Here is a 21,549-nt window from a genome sequence, read left to right as displayed (position 1 = left end):
ATACCAAGCGGTTGGTAACCTCCTGGAATGACTACTGCCGCCCTGGAACCCCGTGCCGGCCGCCGCTGCCACCACATGCTCAACTCCCTGCACGCGACGTCCTACTTCGCCCCCGAGCTGGGCAAGGAGCTGGGCGCGCTCGGGATCACGCATCCCAAGGCCGTCAATTTCGCGGTACGGTCCGCCGCGCTGGGACCGGTCGGCGCGGGCGCGGTGACGGCGACGTTCTACAACTACAAGCACGAACTGGTGGCCCGGCACGTACCCGCGGTCTGGGCGATCGCCTCACCCGAGGCCGTACTGACGGCACGCGCGCGTGCGGTCGACGCGGCGCTGCGGCGGCTGCTGGGCGAGGACTGCGTGGCGTCCCCGGAGATGGCGGATGCCGCGCGGCTCGCGCTCCGGGCCACGGAGGCCTGTTCGCGCAACGCACGGCCGCTGTACTCGGCCCACGCGGACCTGCCGGTCCCGAAGGAGCCGCACCTGGCGTACTTCCACGCCACCACGCTGCTGCGCGAGCACCGGGGTGACGGGCATCTCGCCGTGCTGATGGCGGCTGGGCTCGACGGACTGGAGGCCGTCGTCACCCACACGGCGACCGGCAAGGGCATGACGCCGAAGTGGGTGTTCACCACGCGCGGCTGGAGCCAGGAGGACTGGGACGCGGCATCCGGTCGGCTGCGTGAGCGCGGTCTGCTGGACGAGACCGGTGACCTGACGCCGGAGGGGGTGGCCCTGCGCGAGGAGATCGAGTCCGAGACGGACCGCCTCGATCAAGCACCGTACGAGCACCTCGGGGCGGAGGGGGTCGCACGGCTGACGGAACTCGGTGGGGAGTTCGCTCGGGCGGCGGTGGTGGCGGGGGCGTTTCCGGCGGACCTGATCGGCAAGGGCTGAGAACGGCCTCGTCCTCAAGCGCCGGACGGGCTGAATAGAGGGCCCGGAGCGCGGTACTCGGTCCTCGACCCGAGGAAGGAGTATTCACGTGTTTCGTGCAATCGCAGACGTGCTCCGGCAGATCGGCGGCGCGATCGCCACCGTCGTGACGCTGCCGTTCCGGGCTCTCGCCCGGCTCTTCGGCGGTGCCTCGAGCAGTACACGCAGTCGCAGGGCCTGATTCCGTCCCGCCACGACCGGCCGAGTCGCCGCCCTGATCCCCGGTTGTCGGTGCTACCTGCCACAATTGCCGCGCAACCTCAGTCAGAAGGCGGGACGGGATCGTGACGACACCCCTCGTAGGGTCCATCGAAGGCAGGATCGCCGCGGAGCTCGGCGTACGAGAGCGGCAGGTGAAGGCTGCCGTGGAGCTACTCGACGGCGGTTCGACGGTGCCTTTCATCGCCCGCTACCGCAAGGAAGCGACCGAGATGCTCGACGACGCGCAGCTGCGCACGCTCGAGGAGCGGCTGCGCTATCTGCGGGAGCTGGAGGAGCGGCGGACGGCGATCCTCGAATCGGTGCGCGAGCAGGGCAAGCTCACCGACGAGCTGGAGGCCCGGATCCGCGGCGCCGAGACCAAGGCGCGGCTGGAGGACATCTACCTGCCGTTCAAGCCCAAGCGCAGGACCAAGGCGCAGATCGCGCGGGAGGCCGGGCTGGAGCCCCTCGCCGAGGGGCTGCTCGGTGACCCGACCGTCGAGCCGTCGGCCGCTGCCGCCGCCTTCGTCGACGCCGACAAGGGCGTGGCCGACGCGCAGGCCGCCCTGGAGGGCGCCCGGGCCATCCTCACCGAGCGGTTCTCGGAGGACGCCGACCTGATCGGCGAACTGCGCGAACGCATGTGGGTGCACGGGCGGCTGGCCGCCAAGGTGCGCGACGGCAAGGAGGAGGCGGGCGCGAAGTTCGCCGACTACTTCGACTTCGCCGAGCCGTTCACCGAACTGCCCTCGCACCGCGTCCTGGCGATGCTGCGCGGTGAGAAGGAGGAGGTCCTCGACCTCGTCCTGGAGCCGGAGGAGCCGACCGAGGGTCCTTCGTCGTACGAGGGGATCGTCGCCGGGAAGTTCGGGATCGCCGACCGTGGCCGCGCCGCCGACAAGTGGCTGAAGGACACGGTCCGCTGGGCCTGGCGCACCCGCATCCTCGTCCACCTCGGAATCGACCTGCGGCTGCGGCTGCGCACGGCCGCCGAGGACGAGGCCGTGGGCGTGTTCGCGGCGAACCTCCGCGACCTGCTCCTCGCCGCCCCGGCCGGCACGCGTGCGACGCTCGGCCTGGACCCGGGCTTCCGTACGGGCGTCAAGGTCGCCGTGGTCGACGCGACCGGCAAGGTGGTGGCCACCGACGTCATCTACCCGCACGTCCCTGCCAACAAGTGGGACGAGGCGATCGCCAAGCTGGCCCGGCTGGCGAAGGAGCACGCGGTCGAACTGATCGCGATCGGCAACGGCACGGCGTCCCGTGAGACGGACAAGCTCGCCGGTGAACTCATCACCAAGCACCCGGAGTTGAAGCTCACCAAGGTGATGGTGTCCGAGGCGGGCGCGTCCGTGTACTCGGCCTCGGCCTTCGCCTCGCAGGAGCTGCCCGACATGGACGTGTCGCTGCGCGGCGCGGTCTCCATCGCGCGCCGGCTCCAGGACCCGCTGGCCGAGCTGGTGAAGATCGACCCGAAGTCGATCGGCGTCGGCCAGTACCAGCACGACCTGTCCGAGGTGAAGCTGTCACGCTCGCTGGACGCGGTGGTGGAGGACTGTGTGAACGGCGTCGGCGTCGATGTCAACACCGCTTCCGCGCCGCTGCTCTCCCGCGTCTCCGGCATCACCTCCGGGCTGGCGGAGAACATCGTGGCGCACCGGGACGCGAACGGCCCGTTCAAGTCCCGGCAGCAGCTCAAGGGCGTGGCCCGCCTGGGCCCGAAGGCGTACGAGCAGTGCGCCGGCTTCCTGCGGATCCGCGGCGGCGACGACCCGCTGGACGCGTCCAGCGTGCACCCCGAGGCGTACCCGGTCGTCCGGCGCATGGTGAAGACCACCGGTCAGGAGGTGGCCGCGCTCGTCGGCAACACGGGCGTGCTGCGGTCGTTGAAGGCGAACGACTTCGTGGACGAGACGTTCGGTCTGCCGACCGTGACCGACATCCTCAAGGAACTGGAGAAGCCCGGGCGCGACCCTCGGCCCGCCTTCAAGACCGCCACCTTCAAGGAGGGCGTCGAGAAGATCTCCGACCTGTCGTCCGGGATGGTCCTGGAAGGCGTCGTGACGAACGTGGCGGCCTTCGGGGCGTTCATCGACGTCGGTGTCCACCAGGACGGTCTGGCGCATGTCTCCGCGCTGTCGAAGACGTTCGTCAAGGACCCGCGGGACGTGGTCAAGCCCGGTGACATCGTCAAGGTGAAGGTCCTCGACGTCGACATTCCGCGCAAGAGGATCTCCCTGACGCTGCGTCTCGACGACGAGGCGGCTCCCCAGGGGCAGCAGGGCGGCGGGGGCGGCGGCGAACGCCGGCAGCGGGGCGGACGCCCACCACAGCAGCGGCAGGGCCGCGGTGGCGGTGGCGGCTCTCGTCAGGCGCCGCCTCCCGCCAACAGCGCCATGGCCGACGCGCTGCGCCGCGCGGGTCTGGTCGACCCCAAGAAGGGCAAGCGCTGAGCCGACACACGGGCCCGGACTCTCCGGTACGAGACGGACGGTCCGGGCCGGTTCGCCCGTAGGGTGACGACATGCCGACGTCGCATGTCATCACCTGGGAAGTGGCGGAGAGCCAGGGCGTCGAGACCGCCTGGATCGAGCTCGGCGACGACACCCTGCGCGGGCGTGGCCGAGCGGTCGGTACGGTGCCGGAGCCGTACTGGATCTCGTACGAGCTCGACACGACCGACGCCTTCGTGACGCGTCGGCTCCAGGTGACCGCCGAGTCGGCGGGCGGCGTGCGCACGCTCGATCTGCGGCACGACGGAGCGGGCCGGTGGACGGCGAACGGTCAGCACGTGCCCGCAGTCGACGGCGCCCTCGACTGCGACCTGGGCCTGTGCCCGCTCACCAACACGATGCCGGTGCTGCGGCACGGTCTCCATCTGGCGCCCGGGGAACGGGAGTTGCTGATGGCCTGGGTGTCGGTACCCGATCTGGCGGTGCTCCCCTCGCGGCAGACCTACACCCACCTGGGGCGGCACCGCGTCCGCTTCGTCTCCGGCGACTTCCGCAGCGACATCGGGTTCGACGACGACGGCCTGGTCGTCGACTACCCAGGGCTGGCGGCGACGCGGCTCGGCGGATCCGGAGGGCACGGCCCGTTGGGCCGAGTGCGGTAGCACGAGCGGCTGACCGGAGCCGGGCGGGCGAAGCTGGACGCCCAGTCCGCCTGCCCGGCACCCGCCGCCCGCCGCCCGCTCAGGGAGAACCGATGCCGACCCCTGTCCCACGCCGCCGCCGTTCCCCGCTCGGGCCCCGTCTGGGCGCGGTCTCCCTGATCACCGTCTGTCTGGCCCTGCTGGCCCCGGCCACCGCGGGTGCCGGCACTGCGCCCGGACCGCACACCGACGCCGCGCTCCAGTCCCAGCTCGACGACCTGGTCCGCACGCCGGGTGGCCCGCCCGGCGTCATCGCCGTCCTGAACGACGGCAGGGGCAGCCGGGTCGTGCGGGCCGGCGTCGCGGACCTGAGGACGGGCCGCAGGCCCAGCGCCCACGACCACATGCGCATCGCCAGTACGGCCAAGGCGTTCAGCGGCGCGGTGGCGCTGTCCCTCGTCGACCGCCGCTACCTGAGTCTCGACGACACCTTGCGCGAGCGGCTTCCCCGCCTGCCCAGGGCCTGGGGCGCCGTGACACTGCGCCAGCTGCTCAACCACACCAGCGGCCTGCCCGACTACTCGCGGGCCCCGGCGTTCCTGAACATCCTCATGGCGAACCCCCGGCACCAGTTCGACTCCCGCCGGCTGCTCGACTACGTCGCCGGCCAGCCCCTGCGCTTCCGGCCCGGCTCCCGGTACGAGTACTCCAACTCCGACAACATCGCCGTCGCCCTGATGGCCGAAGCGGTCACCCGCACCCCGTACGAGCGGCTGCTGGAGGAGCTGGTGTACCGGCCGCTGGGCCTGCGCCAGACCAGCCTGCCGCAGGGCTACCGGATGCCGAGGCCCTATCTGCACGGCTATGACGTGAGCCCGCCCGAGCCGCCGGAGGACGTCAGCGAGGTCCTCAGCATGTCCGGCGTGTGGGCGTCGGGCGGCATCGTCTCCACGCCGGCCGACATGACGCGCTTCATCCGGGGCTACGCCGGCGGCCGGTTGTACGGCCCTCATGTCGTACGGGAGCAGCGGCGCTGGATCCCCGGGGCGGCGTCCGAGCCCGCCGGGCCGGGGCGCAACGCCGCGGGGCTCGCCATCTTCCGGTACACCACCCGGTGCGGTGTGGTGCTGGGGCACACCGGCAACACCCTCGGCTACACGCAGCTGATCGCCGCGACGCCGGACGGGCGCCGGTCGCTGACCTTCTCCGCCACCACCCAGATCACCGAGGCCATGAAACCCGGCCTGCTGCGGAAGCTGCGCGCCGTGCAGGAGAACTTCGTCTGCGCCCTGCTGAACCCCAGGCGCTGACGCACACGGCTCCGGCTGACCCGCCCTAGCGTTCGGTCACCTTGCCGTCGGCGACCTCCAGGCGGCGGGTGACGTGGACCGCGTCGAGCATGCGCCGGTCGTGGGTGACCAGGAGCAGGGTGCCCTCGTAGGCGTCCAGGGCCGATTCCAGTTGCTCGATGGCGGGCAGATCGAGGTGGTTCGTGGGCTCGTCCAGGACGAGGAGGTTGACGCCCCTGCCCTGGAGGAGGGCGAGGGCCGCGCGGGTCCGTTCGCCCGGGGAGAGGGTGGCCGCCGAGCGCAGGACGTGGTCCGCCTTCAGGCCGAACTTGGCCAGGAGGGTGCGCACTTCCGCCGGTTCCGTGTCGGGGACCGCCGCGCAGAAGGCGTCCAGCAGGGACTCCTCGCCGTGGAAGAGCTTGCGGGCCTGGTCGACCTCGCCGATCAGCACGCCGGAGCCGAGCGTGGCCTGCCCCGCGGTCAGGGGGACGCGGCCCAGCAGGGCGCCCAGCAGCGTCGACTTGCCCGCGCCGTTGGCGCCGGTGACCGCCACCCGGTCCGCCCAGTCGATCTGGAGGGTCACCGGGCCCAGGGTGAAGTCGCCGCGGCTCACCTCGGCGTCCCGCAGGGTCGCGACCACGGCGCCCGAGCGCGGCGCCGACGCGATCTCCATGCGCAGTTCCCACTCCTTGCGCGGCTCCTCGACGACGTCCAGGCGCTCGATCATGCGCTGGGTCTGGCGGGCCTTGGCGGCCTGCTTCTCGCTGGCCTCGCTGCGGAACTTGCGGCCGATCTTGTCGTTGTCGTTGTTCGCCTTGCGGCGGGCGTTCTTGACGCCCTTGTCCATCCAGGAGCGCTGCATCTGCGCCCGGTCCTGGAGGGCGGCGCGCTTGTCGGCGTACTCCTCGAAGTCGTCGCGGGCGTGCCGACGGGCCACCTCGCGCTCCTCCAGGTAGGCCTCGTAGCCACCGCCGTAGAGGTTGATCTGCCGCTGGGCGAGGTCGAGTTCGAGGACCTTGGTGACGGTGCGGGTGAGGAACTCGCGGTCGTGGCTGACGACCACCGTCCCGGCGCGCAGGCCGCCGACGAAGCGCTCCAGGCGCTCCAGGCCGTCGAGGTCGAGGTCGTTCGTCGGCTCGTCGAGGAGGAAGACGTCGTAGCGCGAGAGCAGCAGCGAGGCCAGTCCGGCGCGCGCCGCCTGGCCGCCTGACAGGGACGTCATGGGCTGGTCCAGGTCCACCGCCAGGCCCAGCGAGTCGGCGACCTCCTCCGCCCGCTCGTCGAGGTCAGCGCCGCCCAGGTCGAGCCAGCGCTCCAGGCTCGTGGCGTACGCGTCGTCCGCACCCGGTGCGCCGTCGACGAGGGCCTGCGTCGCCTCGTCCATCACCCGCTGGGCCTCGGTGACGCCGGTGCGGCGGGCCAGGAACGCGCGGACGGTCTCGCCGGGGCGCCGCTCGGGCTCCTGCGGGAGGTGACCGACGGTCGCCGTCGGCGGGGAGAGCCGCAGCTCGCCCTCCTCCGGTGCGAGCAGCCCGGCGAGCAGGCGGAGCAGCGTGGACTTGCCCGCGCCGTTGGCCCCGACCAGGCCGATCACGTCTCCGGGGGCCACGACGAGATCGAGCCCGCTGAACAGGGAGTGGTCGCCGTGGCCGGCGGCGAGGTTCTTGACGACGAGGGTTGCGGTCACAGAGGGCGATCCTAGTGCCCGCAGCGCCTTGGACGCGTCGAGATTCCGGGGGCGCGATCGCCGGGGCGCTTGACGCCCCCTGAGGGGCGCAGACGACCGACGGCATAGAGCGGCACCCACCTTCGTCGCGGCGCTCCTAGCGGAGCGCTACCGCTTCCACCAGCACACTCCCCGACGTCCGGGCCACCACGAACGACTCCCCCTTCACCGCCTTCGCGTCCAGCGCGATCCGGTGCCGCCCCGCCTCCAGGACACCGTCGAAGACCTCGTGGGTGTGGGTGCGGTACAGACGGTCGAGGCGGTACGCGGTGAGGCGGACCCGGCAGGGAGAGGTGACCTCGACGCCCGCCTCCCCGTCGGCGGCAACCAGCCGGGTCAGGCGACGCTGTTCGGCGGGGCTGCGGTCCAGGGCGTGTTCGATCTGCGCGACCAGCAGCGGCACGATCGGCGCGAGGCCGTCGACGTACGCCACCTCGGCCCCGGCGTCCGCGAAAGCGCGGCGTACGGCGGCGCGCTGCTCCGCGCCGATCCCGCGGCCGAAGGCCACGGCGCCGTAGGTGCGCAGTTCGTCGGCGGCGACGCCGCTCACGTCGTGGGTGATCTCGGCGCCGATGCCGATGGTGCGCAGGGCGGCGGCGAGCTTGGCCAGGACGGCGACGCGGGCGCCGATGAGGAGTACGCGGCGCCGCGGTGCCGCGGAGTCGGGGTCGAGCAGGGAGCCGAGCGCCGCACGGTACTCGGTGGCGCGGAACCGGAAGGGGCCGATGCCGTGGTAGCCGTTCAGCTCCAGGTCGGCGTGTTCGTCGGTCTGCCAGGCGAAGTCCCGCCAGATGTAGTCGTCGCCGTCCTTGTCGATGAGCGCGGTGACGGCGCCGCAGGCGAGGTCCTCGCAGTCCGGGCAGCCGTAGATGACGTACCGGCCGCCCGGAAGCGGGGCTTCCGCCTCCAGGAGCAGGCTGCGGACCTGTGCGGTGAAGATGGCGGGCGGGACGTCGGAGGCGAGCGGGGAGACGGCGTCGAGGTCGGAGAGCTGGAACAGCAGCGGGCGTCCGTCGACGATGAAGTCGACGAAGTCCCGGTGCACCTGGTAGTCACCGTTGGCGAGGACGCCACCGGCACGCATCGCCGGTGCCAGGCCGAAGGTCGCGTACTCGGCAGACATGCTGTGAGTATCCCCACGGCGGGACCGATATGAGCGCGGCATGACATATTCCGCTAAACGCCCCTGCTCCACCTCAGGGGTTGCCGGGGGCGCATTGACGGACCTGGGGGCGCAGGAGGCAGTCCTGCTCGCCTCCTGCGCCCCCAGGTGCCCCGCTCAGCCGTGGTCGTGGCCCAGCGGGTCGCCCTCCGTCTCCGTGCCGGCTCCCGGGCCGACCCTGATCTCGAAGTCGCCGTCGTACCTCTTGTGGCCCTCGATCACGGCGAGTTCGACGGCCTCGGAGCCCATCTCGCCGCGCACGATGATGGGGTCCCGGCGCAGGTCGCGCATGAGGGCGACGCACATGCCGATCATCACGAGGACGAACGGCGCGGCGGCCAGGATCGTGAGGTTCTGCAGGCCGGTGAGCGCGTCGCCCTGGCCGCTGCCGACGAGCAGCATGATGGCGGCGACGGCTCCGGTCACCACACCCCAGAACACGACGACGAAGCGGCCGGGTTCCAGGGCGCCCCGCTGGGAGAGCGTGCCCATCACGATGGAGGCGGCGTCGGCTCCGGAGACGAAGAAGATGCCGACCAGGATCATCACCAGCAGGCTGGTGGCTGTCGCGATGGGGAACTCCTGGAGGAGGGCGAAGAGTTGACCCTCGGGGGTGTCCTCGCCGGCGAGCCCACCGCCCTCCTTCAGCTTCATGGCCGTACCACCGAAGATCGCGAACCAGACGAGGCTGACGGTGCTGGGCACGAGGATGACGCCGCCGACGAACTGCCGGATGGTGCGGCCCCGGCTGATCCGGGCGATGAACATGCCGACGAAGGGCGTCCAGGAGATCCACCAGGCCCAGTAGAAGACGGTCCAGCTGCCGAGCCAGTCCGCGACGCCCGCGCCACCGCTGGCCTCGGTGCGGCCGGCGAGCTGGGGCAGGTCGCCGAGGTAGGCGAAGATCGAGGTGGGCAGCAGGTCGAGCACGATGATCGTGGGGCCCGCGATGAACACGAAGACCGCGAGGATCAGGGCGAGCACCATGTTGGTGTTGGACAGCCACTGGATGCCCCGCTCGATGCCGGAGATGGCGGAGGCCACGAAGGCGAGGGTCAGCACGGCGATGATCGCGACGAGCAGACCGGTGCTCACGTCGTCCATCCAGTTCAGCTCCTGGAAGCCGGAGCCGATCTGGAGGGCGCCCAGGCCCAGCGAGGCGGCGGAGCCGAAGACGGTGGCGATGATCGCGAGGATGTCGATCACCCGTCCCCCGGCGCCGTTGGCGTGCTTCTCCCCGATCAGCGGGGTGAACACCGCGCTGATGGTCTGGCGCCGGCGCTTGCGGAAGGTGCTGTAGGCGATGCCGAGGCCGACCACCGCGTAGATCGCCCAGGGGTGCAGCGTCCAGTGGAAGAGGGTGGTCGCCATCGCCGTCTCCATGCGTTCGCCGGAGTTGGCGGGGTTCGTGCCCGGGGGCGGGGTCGTGTAGTGCGAGAGCGGCTCGCTGACGCCGTAGAACATCAGGCCGATGCCCATGCCGGCGCTGAACATCATCGCGACCCAGGAGACGGTCTTGAACTCGGGCTCCTCGCCCTCGGCGCCCAGGTGGATGCGGCCGTAGCGGCTGACCGCCAGCCAGAGCGCGAAGACGACGAAACACGAGGCGGCGAGCATGAAGGCCCAGCCGCCGTTGTGGATCAGGCCGTTCAGCATCTTCGTGGACACGCTCTCCAGCGAGTCCGTGCCCGCCCAGCCCCAGATCACGAAGGCCACGGTGATGACGGCGGTGACGCCGAACACCACTCGGTCCGTGCTGCCGTGGCCGGAAGCGTCCGACGGACCCTCCCGGCCACCTCTCTTCTTCAGATCCTCAGTCATCTGCGGCACCTTCCCCGGTGAACGGTGGATACGCCGGTTCCACGTCGTCTCCCAGGACCTACCACAGATCCCGTCGATCTCAGCCGTTTCAGCAGTCGGTGTCGGGCTCACCGGCCGTGATGCGGTACGGGGCGCGCTCGTCGAGGAGCAGTGGGACGAGGGCGCGCAGGGACTGGCGGAGCGGGACCAGGGCGCCCGTGGAGGTCGCCTTCGACTTCACTCCGTGCAGCGCCAGTTCGTCCTTCACCTGCCGGTACTGGTCGGTGGTGAGCCGGTAGCCGCAGGGCGGGTCCTGGATCACCTCGGCGGGTTCCGGCTGGTCGTTGTCGGCGCCGCCGACATAGACGGGCCCGGTGTCGGCGAAGCCCGCAAGCCGGGCCCTGCCGGTCGCCGTCTCGACCTGTCCGCGGCGGACGTCGCTGAACTCGAACAGGCCGTCCAGCGCGGCCAGTTGGGAGGAGACCCGACGCCGGTTGTTGAGCGACTCGTCGGCCTGCTCCTCGTCGGTCAGGGGATCGACGCGGCTCTCTATGAGCAGGCCCACCGAGTGCTTGATACCGGACATGTTCCGCAGGATGCGTTCCTGGCCGTCACCGGCGACCTGCTTGATCGGTTCGCCCGTCACGGGGTCGGTCCAGATGCCGTACGTGCCCGTCGAGTAGCCGGAGCCTGTCGCGGCGGGGCGCACATACGCCTGGGACAGGGTCCGCGCCTCGTCGTGGACGTGGGCGTCCGTGTTGAGGTTGCGCGGCCACAGGTCGAACAGGTCCTTGTCGTAGTACTGCGGTGTGGCGCCGTACTCGTGCAGGTCGTAGATCACGTCGGGGCGTTGGTCGCGGACGACCGCGGCCATGGCGCGGCCCTCGGCGGTCGCCAGCGCGAGGTGGTCGCGGTTGATGTCCACGCCGTCGCCGTTGCCCCGGGTGTCGGCGGCCCGGCCGTCGGGGTTGGCGGTGGGCACGACCAGCAGGGTGGTGCGCTCCAGGAAGCGCCGGGTCTGCCGGTCGTCGGCGTAGGCCAGGTCGCGGATGGTGGACAGGCAGGCCTCGCGGCCGGAGGGCTCGTCGCCGTGCTGGCTGCACACCAGCAGCACCTTGTTCGGGGTGGGGCGCGTGCCGATCCGGACCAGTTGGAGCGGGCGGTTCTGCTTGGTCGTGCCGATGCGGGTGACGGCGACCCGGTCGCTCGCCTTGTCGACGGCCCTGAGGAAGCTCTGCTCCTCGGGCTGGCTGGTCCAGCGGGCGCCGTTCGACTGCTCGAAGCCGGTGCGCGGCGGGGAGTCGGCGGCATGGGCGGGGACCGCCACGAGGGACGCGGCGAGGGCCGCCGCGGCAAGGGTCAGGGTGCGGACGCGGGTGCGGGTCACTGGCCTCCCTCCGGGATGCGGTGTGTGGTGCGCGGCGGGGACACGCCGTCGAGAGGCGTGGCCGCGGGGGCCACGGCGACGGAGCCCGCCGTGGCGCGGGCGAAGGCGGGGGCGCCGCCGACCAGCGGGACGAGTGCCTTCGTACGGGAGAGATCGAGGGTGAGGGTCGGCTTGGTCGACGGCGGGTCGATCAGGTCCTTGTCCGTGCCCGCGACGATCAGGGCGAGGCGGTGTCCGGCCGGGACGACGTGGTCGGTGGCCGCCAGGTCGAGGGTGATCGTGTACGCCTTGCCCGGGGTGAGCGGCAGGCCCTCGCGGTCCGAGGCGTGGTTGCCCAGGTCGGCCCAGCCGCGGCTGACGACCGTGTAGTCGACGTCGGCGGTCTTTGCCTTGGTCTGCTTGAAGCAGGCGCTGTCACCGGTCGTGCTCACGCCCCAGCAGGTGCGTTCGGTGAGCGTGGCGATTCCCTCGCCGCTCGCCGCGTAGTCGCGGATGGTGTCGGGGCCGAGGTCGACCAGGACGGCGGAGAGGTGTGCCGTGGAGGTGGTCGGGGTCGCGGTGACGGTGACCTCGGACGAGCCGGACAGGCGCAGGTCGCGGGTGAGCGGCTTGGTCACGAAGCCGGCCTTGTCGGGGGTGGGCCGGTCGATGTGCGCGGCCCAGTCGGTCTCGCCGTGCTGCGGGTCGTCGGTGAAGGTCTCGGTGCCCTTGCCCTTGCGCAGGCCCAGGGTGCCGACGCCCGGCTGCGCTCCCCCGGCGGGGCGCAGGGTGGTGGTGTCGGTGCCGCGCGGCGGCCAGACCTTCGAGGTGACCCACTGGTCGGGGTGGCGCTCGATATCGGCCATGGGCTCGCGGTCGACGCCGTTGTCGTAGCCGAGGAGTTCGTGGTCGAACCAACGGTGCAGGGTCTCCACCCACTCGGCGCGGCGGAAGTCGAAGGGGTCGACGTGACCGGTCTGGGAGAGCCAGATCTTGCGCTCGACGCCGTTCTTCGCGAGGGCGTCCCACCACTGTCCGACGTGCTTCATCCGCACGTTGAGGTCCTGCATGCCGTGGATGAGGAAGACGCTCGCCCGGACCTTGCGGGCGTCCTTCACGTAGTCGCGTTCGGTCCACAGGGGCGTCCAGTCGCCGGTGCGCGGGGCACCGTCGACGAGCATCTGCTGGACGGCGCCGCACCGGGCGCGGGCGTCGGGGCTGTCGACGTAGTCGGACAGGGCGTCGGGGCCGGAGTCGTACAGCGGGGCGCCCTGCTGGAAGTAGTAGTCGTACCAGGAGGAGATGGCGCTGATCGGGACGATGGTCTTCAGGCCCTCGACCCCGGTGGCGGCGACACCGTTGGCGATGGTGCCGTCCCAGCTCTTGCCGATCATTCCGGTACGGCCGTTGGTCCACGTCGCTGTGGCCTTGGTGCTGCCGGTGCGGGTCGTGTACGCCTTGGCGCGGCCGTTCAGCCAGTCGACGACGGCCTTCGCGGAGAGGATGTCGGAACGGCCGCCGACGTCCACGCAGCCGTCGGAGCGGTTGGTGCCGGCCAGGTCGACGCCGACGAACGCGTAGCCGCGGGGCACAAAGTAGTTGTCGTAGAACAGCGGCATCTGGACTACGTCGCCGCTCGCGTCGTACGTCTTCTTCTGGCTTTCGTTGCCGCGCCCACAACACGAGTAGTACGGGCTGGCGTCCATGATGACGGGCACCTTGCGGCCCTGCGCGGCCGCTTCGCGGGGCCGGACGACATCGACGGCGACGCGGTCCTTCCTGCCGTCGCGGTCGAGATCGAGTCCCGTGTCCACCCATACGGCCTCGCGGATGGCGTTCTCGTACGAGTAGACGGGCCTGCTCTCCCGCGGGGCGGCGGCGTGCGCCGTGGCGGGGGCGAGGAACGTGGCCAGCAGGGCGGCTGCGGCCACCGCCGCGAGCTGTCTCCAGATCGTGAAGCGCATGCGTTTCGGCATGCGCGGACGGTACATCGGTGAACTCCCGTGCAGAAGAGGGCGGCTGATGGCGTGTGAGGTCCGGGTGGCCGATAAACGCCCCTGGGACGGGTCGGTCCATTGCGGCCGAATGCCGATTGCGTGACAGCGGTGGTCATGGACACACCGGAGTCCACAGGTACCGAATAAGCTCCGGACAGACTTCGGGCCCCTACGACTTGGAGCTTTCGTGCACCGCAGAATCATGGCGCCGGGCGCACTCGCAGCCGCCTCTCTGATGCTGGCGATCCCGGCGTCGGCCGCGAGCCACTCCCCCGGCGCCCCGGGCATCGGCGACCCCTACTACCCGGCCTACGGCAACGGCGGATACGACGTCTCCCACTACGACCTCCGGCTGAAGTACCAGCCGGCCACGGACGAGCTGGAGGGAACGGCGACCCTGCTCGCGCGGACCACGCAGGACCTGTCCCGGTTCAATCTGGACTTCCTGCTGGACGTCAGCGAGGTCCGGGTCAACGGCGCGAAGGCGTCGTTCGTGACGTCCGGCGAACACGAGCTGGAGATCACACCGAAGGCCCCGCTGGCCAAGGGCGCGGCCATCACGGTCGTCGTGCGCTACCGCGGTGTGCCGTCGTCGAAGGAGGCGTACGGCTTCACCAGCTGGCACCGCACCCCGGACGGCGGTGCCGGGGCCAACGAGCCGGAGGCCGCCTGGTGGTGGTTCCCGAGCAACGACCACCCGCTCGACAAGGCGACGTTCGACGTGTCGGTGCAGGTGCCGGACGGTACGCAGGCCATCTCCAACGGCACGCTCCAGTCGACGAGTTCACGGCTGGGCTGGACCCGCTACAACTGGCGCTCCGACAAACCGCAGGCGACGTATCTCGCCACGCTCGCGGTCGGCAGGTTCGACGTGACGACGGGCACGAGCGAGAGCGGCATTCCGGTCATCAACGCCTACAGCAAGGACCTGGGCGACAAGACCGGTGCGGCGAAGGCGAGCATCGAGCGGACCGGGGAGATCGCCGACTGGCTGAGCGAGTACTTCGGGCCGTACCCCTACAACGCGCTCGGCGGGTATGTGCCGAACACCGACACCGGGTACGCGCTGGAGACGCAGACCCGGCCGTACTACAGCCCGCGGAACTTCGCGAACGGGTCGAACACCACCCTCGTCGTCCATGAGCTGGCCCACCAGTGGTACGGCGACCTGGTGTCCGTCAAGGGCTGGAAGGACATCTGGATCAGCGAGGGCTTCGCGCGGTACGCGCAGTGGCTGTGGTCGGAGCACGAGGGCGAGGGGACGGCGCAGGAGATCGCCGACTACGTGTACGCCTCGCGTGCGGCCGACGATGCCTTCTGGCAGGTGCGGCCCGGTGATCCCGGGCCGGAGAACCAGTTCCACCTCGCGGTCTACGACCGGGGTGCGCTGACGCTTCAGGCCCTGCGCAACGAGATCGGTGACGACGCGTTCTTCGCCGTCCTCAAGGGCTGGACGCAGAAGTACGCCTACGGCAACGCGTCGGTGGCCGACTTCCAGCGGTACGCCGAGGAGGTGTCCGGCAAGCCGCTGGCGGCGCTCTTCGACACCTGGCTGTTCCAGCCGTCGAAGCCGGGCGCTGCCGCGGCGGGGGCGGCTTCGATCGCGCGGGTGTCCGGAGTTCCCGGGCAGCCCGAGTCCTGGAAGAAGATCGCCGCGACGAATGACGTGCACGAGCACTGAGTCCGCGCCCCTCAGGGCGTGGCAGTGCGCCTGAGCAGTCCGGTCAGGTCTATGGGAGCTGTCTCCGTCGACGGCACCGTGCAGGCGTGGGCGCCGGCCACCGCGCCGTACACAGCGCACCGGTGCGGTGGCTCGCCGGCCAGCCGACCGAAGAGGAAGGCGGCCGCGAAGGCGTCGCCGGCGCCGTTGGAGTCGACCACCGGCGCCGGTGGAGCCACCGGGGGGACGTGTGTGACCTCTCCGTCGGTCAGGAGGTACGCGCCCTCGGCTCCGGCGGTGGCGACGACCACCTCGGCCCTCCCCCGCTCGGCGATGCGGCGCATGGTCCGCTCCGGGTGGGTCAGGGCGGCCGCGGAGAGGAACACCATGTCGGCGGCGTACGCGAAGGGCTCGTGGTGCGGGTTCTCGCCGTCCCAGTTGTGGAGGTCGGTGGAGAGGGTGACGCCTGCCTCGCGCAGGAGGGGCAGGGCATGGGCGCAGGGGTGGGTGATCGACACATGCGCGTGCCGGCTCGCCCCGGCGAGGGTCCGCAGTGTGTCCTCGGGGAACCTGTCGTCCGCGTGGGCCCGGCTGGTGTCGTACAGGGACAGTCGGCGTCCGTCGGGCCCGACGAGGTTGACCGCGCGCTTGGTCCCGGCGGGCTGCGGGATCGCGGTCAGGGCGATGCCGTGCTCCTGGTGCAGGGCACGGACGAGCTCGCCCTCGGGGTCGTCGCCGAGGAAGTCGACGTGGTGGGTGCGCAGGCCGAGGCCGCTGAGTCCGACGGCGACGAAATCCCCGGTCTGACCGGCGCGGGCGCGGATCCCGCTGTCGATCATGTAGCTGTCGGCGTACGGAAGCGGCAGCTCGGGGACGTACACGATGGTGTCCACCCCGGCCCCGCCCAGCACGAGCACGTCGATGTCGCGGCTCAACTTGCGCCCTCCCCGTGGTCGTAGACCGTGACGGCGATTCCCTGTCGCACCAACCGCTCGGTGATCAGCGGCTCTACGCGGGACCACTTGCCCCCGGCCAGCCCGCACCCTATCCGCGGCATGTGCACGGAGGCTCCGAGTTCGGCAGCCTTGTCGGCGAGCCGTTCCAACGCAGTACCGATCGCCTCATAGCGCACGGGCACGCCCTTGCTTCCGGTGCGGATGCCGCGCTGCCCGACCATGTTGGCCACCCAGACGTACGGCTCGACCTGGACGAACTGGACCGCGCCCAGCCCGAAGTCGTTCGCGGCGCGCTCGCGGTGCCATGCGCGGTAGGACTTCTCCGGCTCCGGCCAGCGGCGCGATACGGCCAGGACGAACCCCTTCCCCCACCCCCCTATGTCGTTGCAGACATGGGCGATCACCTTGACGCCCTTCACCGACGGAACGGTGGCGTCACCCCGGACATACGTGATCTCCGACATGACGCCACCGTAGGGCCCGCCACTGACAACGGCCCGTGCATTACTCCTGACTACTTCGTGAGGTCGGCCAGCTCCCGGTCCTCCGCGCGAGCGACGCGGCGGCGGACGGCGAACCAGCCGCCGATCAGCATCAGGGCGATGACGGGGATGAGGAGGAGGGTCTTGCGGCCGACCTCGGGGTCGTTCCACATCAGGCCGAGTACGGCGACCAGGAAGGCGATGGTCACGATCTCGGTGACCGGGCTGCCCGGGAGGCGGAAGCCGGGCCGGGTGACCAGGCCCGCCTTGGCGCGGCGGACGAAGAGCAGGTGGCAGATCATGATGATCACCCAGGTCGAGATGATGCCGAGCGAGGCGACGTTCAGCACGATCTCGAATGCCTGGCTGGGCATGAGGTAGTTCAGGCCGACGCCGAGGACGCACACGGCGCAGGTCAGCAGGATGCCGCCGTAGGGAACCTGGCTGCGGTTCATGCGGGCCGTGAACTTCGGAGCCGAACCCGCCATCGCCATGGAGCGGAGGATTCGGCCCGTGGAGTACAGGCCGGAGTTGAGGGAGGACATCGCCGCGGTCAGGACCACCAGGTTCATCACGTCGCCGGCGCCCTCGACGCCGATCTTCGACAGGACCGTGACGAAGGGACTCTCGTCGGCCGAGTAGACCGAGCCGGGGAGGAGGAGGGCGAGGAGGACGACCGAGCCGACGTAGAAGAGGCCGACGCGCCACATGATCGAGTTCACCGCGCGGGGGACGACCTTCTCCGGCTCGGCGGTCTCACCCGCGGCGACACCGACCAGTTCCAGCGCGGCGTACGCGAAGATCACGCCCTGCATGACGAGGACGACGGGCATCAGGCCGTGCGGGAAGACACCGCCGTTGTCGGTGATCACGTCCAGGCCCGGGGTCTGGCCGCCGACCTCGTGCTGGGTGGCGAGCAGGAAGATGCCCACGAACATGAAGGCGACGAGCGTGGCGACCTTGATGATCGCGAACCAGAACTCCATCTCGCCGAAGATCTTCACCGAGATGAGGTTCACGGCCAGTACCACCGCGAGGGCGGCCAGGGCCAGGACCCACTGGGGGATGTCCGTGAACATGCTCCAGTAGTGGGTGTAGAGCGCGATCGCGGTGATGTCGGCGATCCCGGTCGTCGACCAGTTCAGGAAGTACATCCAGCCGGCGACGTACGCGCCCTTCTCGCCGAGGAACTCCCGCGCGTACGACACGAAGGAACCGGACGACGGGCGGTAGAGCACGAGTTCGCCGAGGGCGCGGACGACGAAGAAGGCGAAGATGCCGCAGACCAGGTAGGCGATCGCCAGCGCCGGGCCCGCGTTGTGGAGGCGGCCGCCGGCGCCGAGGAAGAGGCCGGTGCCGATGGCCCCGCCGATGGCGATCATGTTGACGTGGCGGGCCTTGAGGTCCTTGCTGTAACCGGCGTCGCCCGCGTCCGCGGGCATCGAGGCCGCGTCGGTGCGGGGTGCGGCCACTGCCGTGTTCACGGCGTCCTTGCTCACGGGAGTACCACTCTCTGGTGCGCCCGAGCGGGTCGCGCTCGGGTGTCCGGACGTACGTATGGCCCGCGCCCTCGGTAAAGGCGCAGACCAAGGGGTCACCTTCCCCCAGAGGCGCGGCTCACGCGGTGGCGCATGTCACAGAGCGTTACTTCTCACAGGGCACTTCCGCACCGTCCTCACCGGTCACCGGAGGTGTCACAGCACTGGTGAGACAGCGATACTGCTGCACATGACGACCGGCACCGAGGGGACGACCCTCACGATCGACGAGCTGGCCGCGCGGGCGGGTGTGACGGTCCGCACGGTGCGGTTCTACGGCACCAAGGGGCTGCTGCCGCCTCCGGTGCTCGGTCCGCGCAGAGTGGGCCACTACGGGCGTGAGCACCTGGCCCGGCTGGCGCTCATCGAGGAGCTGCAGCAGCAGGGGATGACGCTGGCGGCGATCGAGCGGTATCTGCAGCAGCTGCCGCCGGACCTGGACGCCCATGACCTCGCCATTCACCGGGCCGTGGTGGCCTCATGGGCGCCGGACGCCGTGGAGACGGTGACGCGGGAGGAGCTGGAGCGGCGGGCGGGGCGTGGGCTCGGCGACGAGGACGTGGAGCGGCTGGCCGCGATGGGGGTGGTCGACTCGGGCGACGGTGGCGGTGACTACCGCGTCGATCTCGGGTTGCTGCGGCTGGGGGTCGGGCTGCTGGACGTGCCTCTGTCGCAGGAGGCGATCCTCGCGGCGCGCAAGGTCCTCATCGAGCACTCGCGTGCCGCCGCGCACGAGTTGGCGCGGCTCTTTCGCGGCGAGGTGTCGGAGCGTGCCGCGCAGGACGTGAGGTCGCTGTCCGCATACATGCAACCCGTGGTCGTGCAGGCACTGTTGACGACCTTTCAGCGGTCGTTGCGCGGGGAGCTGCGGGAGTGGCTGGGCGGCATGCCGGAGGACCCCGGATCCCCCTGACAGTTCTCGCCCCCGCCGCCCCTACCCGTCCCATCCCCAGGGGCGCTGCCCCTTCGCCCCCACTGGGGCTGCTGCCCCAGACCCCGCTTCGGCCCTGAAGGGGCCTCGTCCTCAAACGCCGGACGGGCTGAAAATGCCTGGCGAATCCAGCCCCTCCGGCGTTCGAGGAGCGGGTCTGGGGCGGAGTCCCAGAAGGATGGGACGGGTAGGGGCGGCGGGGGCGAGGAAACTCCCCCGCGCCCGGCGTCACGCGTCCCCGAACCGCTCCCCCTTCTCCGCCTTCTCCACCAGCAGCGCCGGCGGCGCGAACCGCTCCCCGTACCATTCCGCCAGCTCACGCGCGCGTGCCGTGAAGCCGGGGACGCCGCCCTCGTAGCCGTTGACGTACTGCAGGACACCGCCGGTCCAGCCGGGGAAGCCGATGCCGAAGATGGAGCCGATGTTGGCGTCGGCGACGGACGTCAGGACGCCCTCCTCCAGGAGCCTGACCGTGTCCAGGGCCTCGGCGAACAGCATGCGTTCCTGCATGTCCCGGAACGGGATCTGCGCGCCCTCGCGCGTGAAGTGCTCGCGCAGGCCGGGCCACAGAGCCGTCCGCTTGCCGTCGGCGTCGTAGTCGTAGAAGCCGGCCCCGCCGCTGCGGCCCGGGCGGTCGAACTCGTCGACCATGCGGTCGATGACCGCCTCGGCGGGGTGGGACGTCCAGGTGCCGCCCGCCTCCTCCACGGCCCGCTTGGACTCGTTGCGGATCTTGCGCGGCAGCGTGAGCGTCAGTTCGTCCATCAGGGACAGGACCTTGGCGGGGTAGCCCGCCTGCGCCGCCGCCTGTTCGACCGACGCGGGCTCGATGCCCTCGCCGACCATCGCCACGCCCTCGTTGATGAAGTGGCCGATGACGCGGGAGGTGAAGAAGCCACGGGAGTCGTTCACGACGATCGGTGTCTTCTTGATCTGCCGGACCAGGTCGAAGGCGCGGGCCAGGGCCTCGTCACCCGTCCGCTCGCCCTTGATGATCTCGACCAGCGGCATCTTGTCGACGGGCGAGAAGAAGTGCAGTCCGATGAAGTCGGACTGGCGCTCGACGCCCTCCGCCAGCGCGGTGATCGGCAGCGTGGAGGTGTTGGAGCACAGCAGCGCGTCCGGCTCGACGATGTTCTGGATCTCCTGGAACACCTTGTGCTTGAGCTCGGGGTTCTCGAAGACCGCCTCGATGACCGCGTCGCAGCCGGCCACGTCCTGCGGATCGGCCGTCGGTGTGATGCGGGCCAGCAGGGCGTCCGCCTTCTCCTGTGTCGTACGGCCCCTGGAGACGGCCTTGGCGCACAACTTCTCGGAGTATGCCTTGCCCTTGCGCGCCGCCTCCGCCGAGACGTCCTTGAGGACCACGTCGATGCCCGCGCGGGCGCACGAGTAGGCGATGCCCGCGCCCATCATCCCGGCGCCGAGGACGGCGACCCTGCGGACCGGGCGCGACTCGATGCCCTTGGGGCGGTTGGCGCCGGAGTTGACGGCCTGGAGGTCGAAGAAGAACGCCTGGATCATGTTCTTGGAGGTCTGGCCGGCCGCCAGCTCCACGAAGTAGCGGGCCTCGATGACCTGCGCCGTCTCGAAGTCGACCTGCGAGCCCTCGACGGCGGCCGCGAGGATGTTGCGCGGCGCCGGGTAGGGGGCGCCGTTCGTCTGCTTGCGCAGGGTGGCCGGGAAGGCGGGCAGGTTCGCCGCGAACTTGGGGTTGGCCGGCGTGCCGCCGGGGATCTTGTAGCCCGGCTTGTCCCAGGGCTGCTGCGACTCGGGGTGGGCCTCGATGAAGGCGCGGGCCTTGGCGAGCAGTTCCTCCTGGGTGGCGGCCACGTCGTCGATCAGGCCGTTCTGCAGGGCGCGCTGCGGGTTGTACTGGGTGCCCTGGAGGAGGACCTTCAGGAGCGCGTCGGCGATGCCGAGGAGGCGGACGGTGCGGACGACGCCGCCTCCGCCCGGCAGCAGGCCGAGGGTGACCTCGGGGCAGCCGATCTTGGAGCCGGGCGCGTCGAGGGCGATGCGGTGGTGGCAGGCGAGCGCGATCTCGTAACCGCCGCCCAGGGCCGCGCCGTTCATCGCGGCGACGACCGGCTTGCCCAGGGTCTCGATGCGCCGCAGGTTGCGCTTGATGGCCAGGCCGCCGTCGAACAGCTCCTGTGCCGTTTCGGGCGTGACGCGGATCAGGTCGCGCAGGTCACCGCCGGCGAAGAACGTCTTCTTGGCGGAGGTGACGATGACACCGCGGATGGTGTCCTTCTCCGCCTCCAGCCGGTCCGTGATCACGGCGAGGGAGTCGCGGAACGCCTGGTTCATGGTGTTCGCGGACTGGTTGGGGTCGTCCAGGACGAGGGTGACGACGCCGGTGCGGTCCTGTTCCCAGCGGATGGTGGTGCTCTGAGTCATGACGGGGG

At 70.8% G+C, this 21,549-nt stretch carries 16 protein-coding genes; 7 read left to right on the top strand and 9 right to left on the bottom strand.

Annotated features, from left to right (window positions below):
• The first annotated feature begins 27 nt into the window (after nt 1-27).
• From ADK36_RS06310 to ADK36_RS06295, 5 genes are all read left to right on the top strand, one after another.
• The gene (locus tag ADK36_RS06310) at nt 28-897 is read left to right on the top strand and encodes an SCO6745 family protein (RefSeq protein WP_048580893.1); all 870 of its coding nucleotides are present in this window, start codon (nt 28-30) and stop codon (nt 895-897) included.
• Nucleotides 898-985: 88 nt separating this feature from the next.
• Nucleotides 986-1,117 carry an LPFR motif small protein gene (locus ADK36_RS50915; RefSeq protein ID WP_252100478.1) on the top strand — a complete coding sequence of 44 codons (132 nt, stop codon included), beginning with the start codon at nt 986-988 and terminating at the stop codon, nt 1,115-1,117.
• A 103-nt stretch (nt 1,118-1,220) separates the two neighbouring features.
• Nucleotides 1,221-3,590: a Tex family protein gene (locus ADK36_RS06305; protein ID WP_053196664.1), complete on the top strand. Its 2,370-nt coding sequence runs from the start codon at nt 1,221-1,223 to the stop codon at nt 3,588-3,590.
• 71 nt (nt 3,591-3,661) lie between these two features.
• The gene (locus tag ADK36_RS06300) at nt 3,662-4,252 is read left to right on the top strand and encodes a putative glycolipid-binding domain-containing protein (protein ID WP_048580895.1); all 591 of its coding nucleotides are present in this window, start codon (nt 3,662-3,664) and stop codon (nt 4,250-4,252) included.
• 92 nt (nt 4,253-4,344) lie between these two features.
• Nucleotides 4,345-5,541: a serine hydrolase domain-containing protein gene (locus tag ADK36_RS06295; RefSeq protein ID WP_048580896.1), complete on the top strand. Its 1,197-nt coding sequence runs from the start codon at nt 4,345-4,347 to the stop codon at nt 5,539-5,541.
• 25 nt (nt 5,542-5,566) lie between these two features.
• Here the strand turns inward: ADK36_RS06295 and ADK36_RS06290 are convergent, their stop codons facing one another.
• From ADK36_RS06290 to ADK36_RS06270, 5 genes are all read right to left on the bottom strand, one after another.
• Nucleotides 5,567-7,207, bottom strand: coding sequence for an ABC-F family ATP-binding cassette domain-containing protein (locus ADK36_RS06290; RefSeq protein WP_048580897.1), 1,641 nt, complete (start codon nt 7,205-7,207; stop codon nt 5,567-5,569).
• A 136-nt stretch (nt 7,208-7,343) separates the two neighbouring features.
• Entirely contained in the window at nt 7,344-8,369 is a 1,026-nt protein-coding gene (locus ADK36_RS06285) for a hypothetical protein (protein WP_053196662.1), read from the bottom strand.
• 156 nt (nt 8,370-8,525) lie between these two features.
• Nucleotides 8,526-10,229, bottom strand: a complete 1,704-nt coding sequence (locus tag ADK36_RS06280) for a BCCT family transporter (RefSeq protein ID WP_107083672.1) — start codon at nt 10,227-10,229, stop codon at nt 8,526-8,528.
• An 88-nt stretch (nt 10,230-10,317) separates the two neighbouring features.
• Nucleotides 10,318-11,595 (bottom strand): M14 family metallopeptidase, encoded by a 1,278-nt coding sequence (locus ADK36_RS06275; RefSeq protein ID WP_053196660.1) that lies wholly within the window; start codon nt 11,593-11,595, stop codon nt 10,318-10,320.
• Nucleotides 11,592-13,550 (bottom strand): Xaa-Pro dipeptidyl-peptidase, encoded by a 1,959-nt coding sequence (locus ADK36_RS06270; RefSeq protein ID WP_053196763.1) that lies wholly within the window; start codon nt 13,548-13,550, stop codon nt 11,592-11,594. The genes ADK36_RS06275 and ADK36_RS06270 overlap by 4 nt, the downstream gene beginning before the upstream one ends.
• A gap of 208 nt (nt 13,551-13,758) precedes the next feature.
• Here ADK36_RS06270 and ADK36_RS06265 point away from each other — a divergent pair, with 208 nt between their 5' ends.
• Nucleotides 13,759-15,252 (top strand): M1 family metallopeptidase, encoded by a 1,494-nt coding sequence (locus tag ADK36_RS06265; RefSeq protein WP_199830121.1) that lies wholly within the window; start codon nt 13,759-13,761, stop codon nt 15,250-15,252.
• A gap of 11 nt (nt 15,253-15,263) precedes the next feature.
• On the opposite strand, the gene ADK36_RS06260 is transcribed toward ADK36_RS06265, so the two are convergent.
• From ADK36_RS06260 to ADK36_RS06250, 3 genes are read right to left on the bottom strand one after another with little or no spacing between them, the layout of a single operon-like run.
• Nucleotides 15,264-16,166: a PfkB family carbohydrate kinase gene (locus ADK36_RS06260; RefSeq protein WP_048580901.1), complete on the bottom strand. Its 903-nt coding sequence runs from the start codon at nt 16,164-16,166 to the stop codon at nt 15,264-15,266.
• Entirely contained in the window at nt 16,163-16,651 is a 489-nt protein-coding gene (locus ADK36_RS06255; RefSeq protein WP_048580902.1) for a macro domain-containing protein, read from the bottom strand. The genes ADK36_RS06260 and ADK36_RS06255 overlap by 4 nt, the downstream gene beginning before the upstream one ends.
• 50 nt (nt 16,652-16,701) lie before the next feature.
• On the bottom strand, nt 16,702-18,168 hold the full coding sequence (locus ADK36_RS06250) for an amino acid permease (protein WP_048580903.1): 1,467 nt from the start codon (nt 18,166-18,168) through the stop codon (nt 16,702-16,704).
• 229 nt (nt 18,169-18,397) lie between these two features.
• Here ADK36_RS06250 and ADK36_RS06245 point away from each other — a divergent pair, with 229 nt between their 5' ends.
• The gene (locus tag ADK36_RS06245; RefSeq protein ID WP_048580904.1) at nt 18,398-19,120 is read left to right on the top strand and encodes a MerR family transcriptional regulator; all 723 of its coding nucleotides are present in this window, start codon (nt 18,398-18,400) and stop codon (nt 19,118-19,120) included.
• 246 nt (nt 19,121-19,366) lie between these two features.
• Here the strand turns inward: ADK36_RS06245 and ADK36_RS06240 are convergent, their stop codons facing one another.
• Nucleotides 19,367-21,541: a 3-hydroxyacyl-CoA dehydrogenase NAD-binding domain-containing protein gene (locus tag ADK36_RS06240; RefSeq protein ID WP_053196658.1), complete on the bottom strand. Its 2,175-nt coding sequence runs from the start codon at nt 21,539-21,541 to the stop codon at nt 19,367-19,369.
• Nucleotides 21,542-21,549 lie beyond the last annotated feature (8 nt).

This window comes from Streptomyces viridochromogenes (assembly GCF_001270495.1).
GTDB lineage: Bacteria > Actinomycetota > Actinomycetes > Streptomycetales > Streptomycetaceae > Streptomyces > Streptomyces viridochromogenes_A.
This window is presented reverse-complemented; position numbering and strand designations above follow the sequence as displayed.

Coding starts and splice junctions, on each gene's coding strand:
- ADK36_RS06310 (WP_048580893.1), top strand. CDS start 28: ATGACTACTGCCGCCCTGGAACCCCGTGCCGGCCGCCGCTGCCACCAC.
- ADK36_RS06300 (WP_048580895.1), top strand. CDS start 3,662: ATGCCGACGTCGCATGTCATCACCTGGGAAGTGGCGGAGAGCCAGGGC.
- ADK36_RS06295 (WP_048580896.1), top strand. CDS start 4,345: ATGCCGACCCCTGTCCCACGCCGCCGCCGTTCCCCGCTCGGGCCCCGT.
- ADK36_RS06285 (WP_053196662.1), bottom strand. CDS start 8,369: ATGTCTGCCGAGTACGCGACCTTCGGCCTGGCACCGGCGATGCGTGCC.
- ADK36_RS06280 (WP_107083672.1), bottom strand. CDS start 10,229: ATGACTGAGGATCTGAAGAAGAGAGGTGGCCGGGAGGGTCCGTCGGAC.
- ADK36_RS06270 (WP_053196763.1), bottom strand. CDS start 13,550: ATGCCGAAACGCATGCGCTTCACGATCTGGAGACAGCTCGCGGCGGTG.
- ADK36_RS06255 (WP_048580902.1), bottom strand. CDS start 16,651: ATGTCGGAGATCACGTATGTCCGGGGTGACGCCACCGTTCCGTCGGTG.
- ADK36_RS06245 (WP_048580904.1), top strand. CDS start 18,398: ATGACGACCGGCACCGAGGGGACGACCCTCACGATCGACGAGCTGGCC.
- ADK36_RS06240 (WP_053196658.1), bottom strand. CDS start 21,541: ATGACTCAGAGCACCACCATCCGCTGGGAACAGGACCGCACCGGCGTC.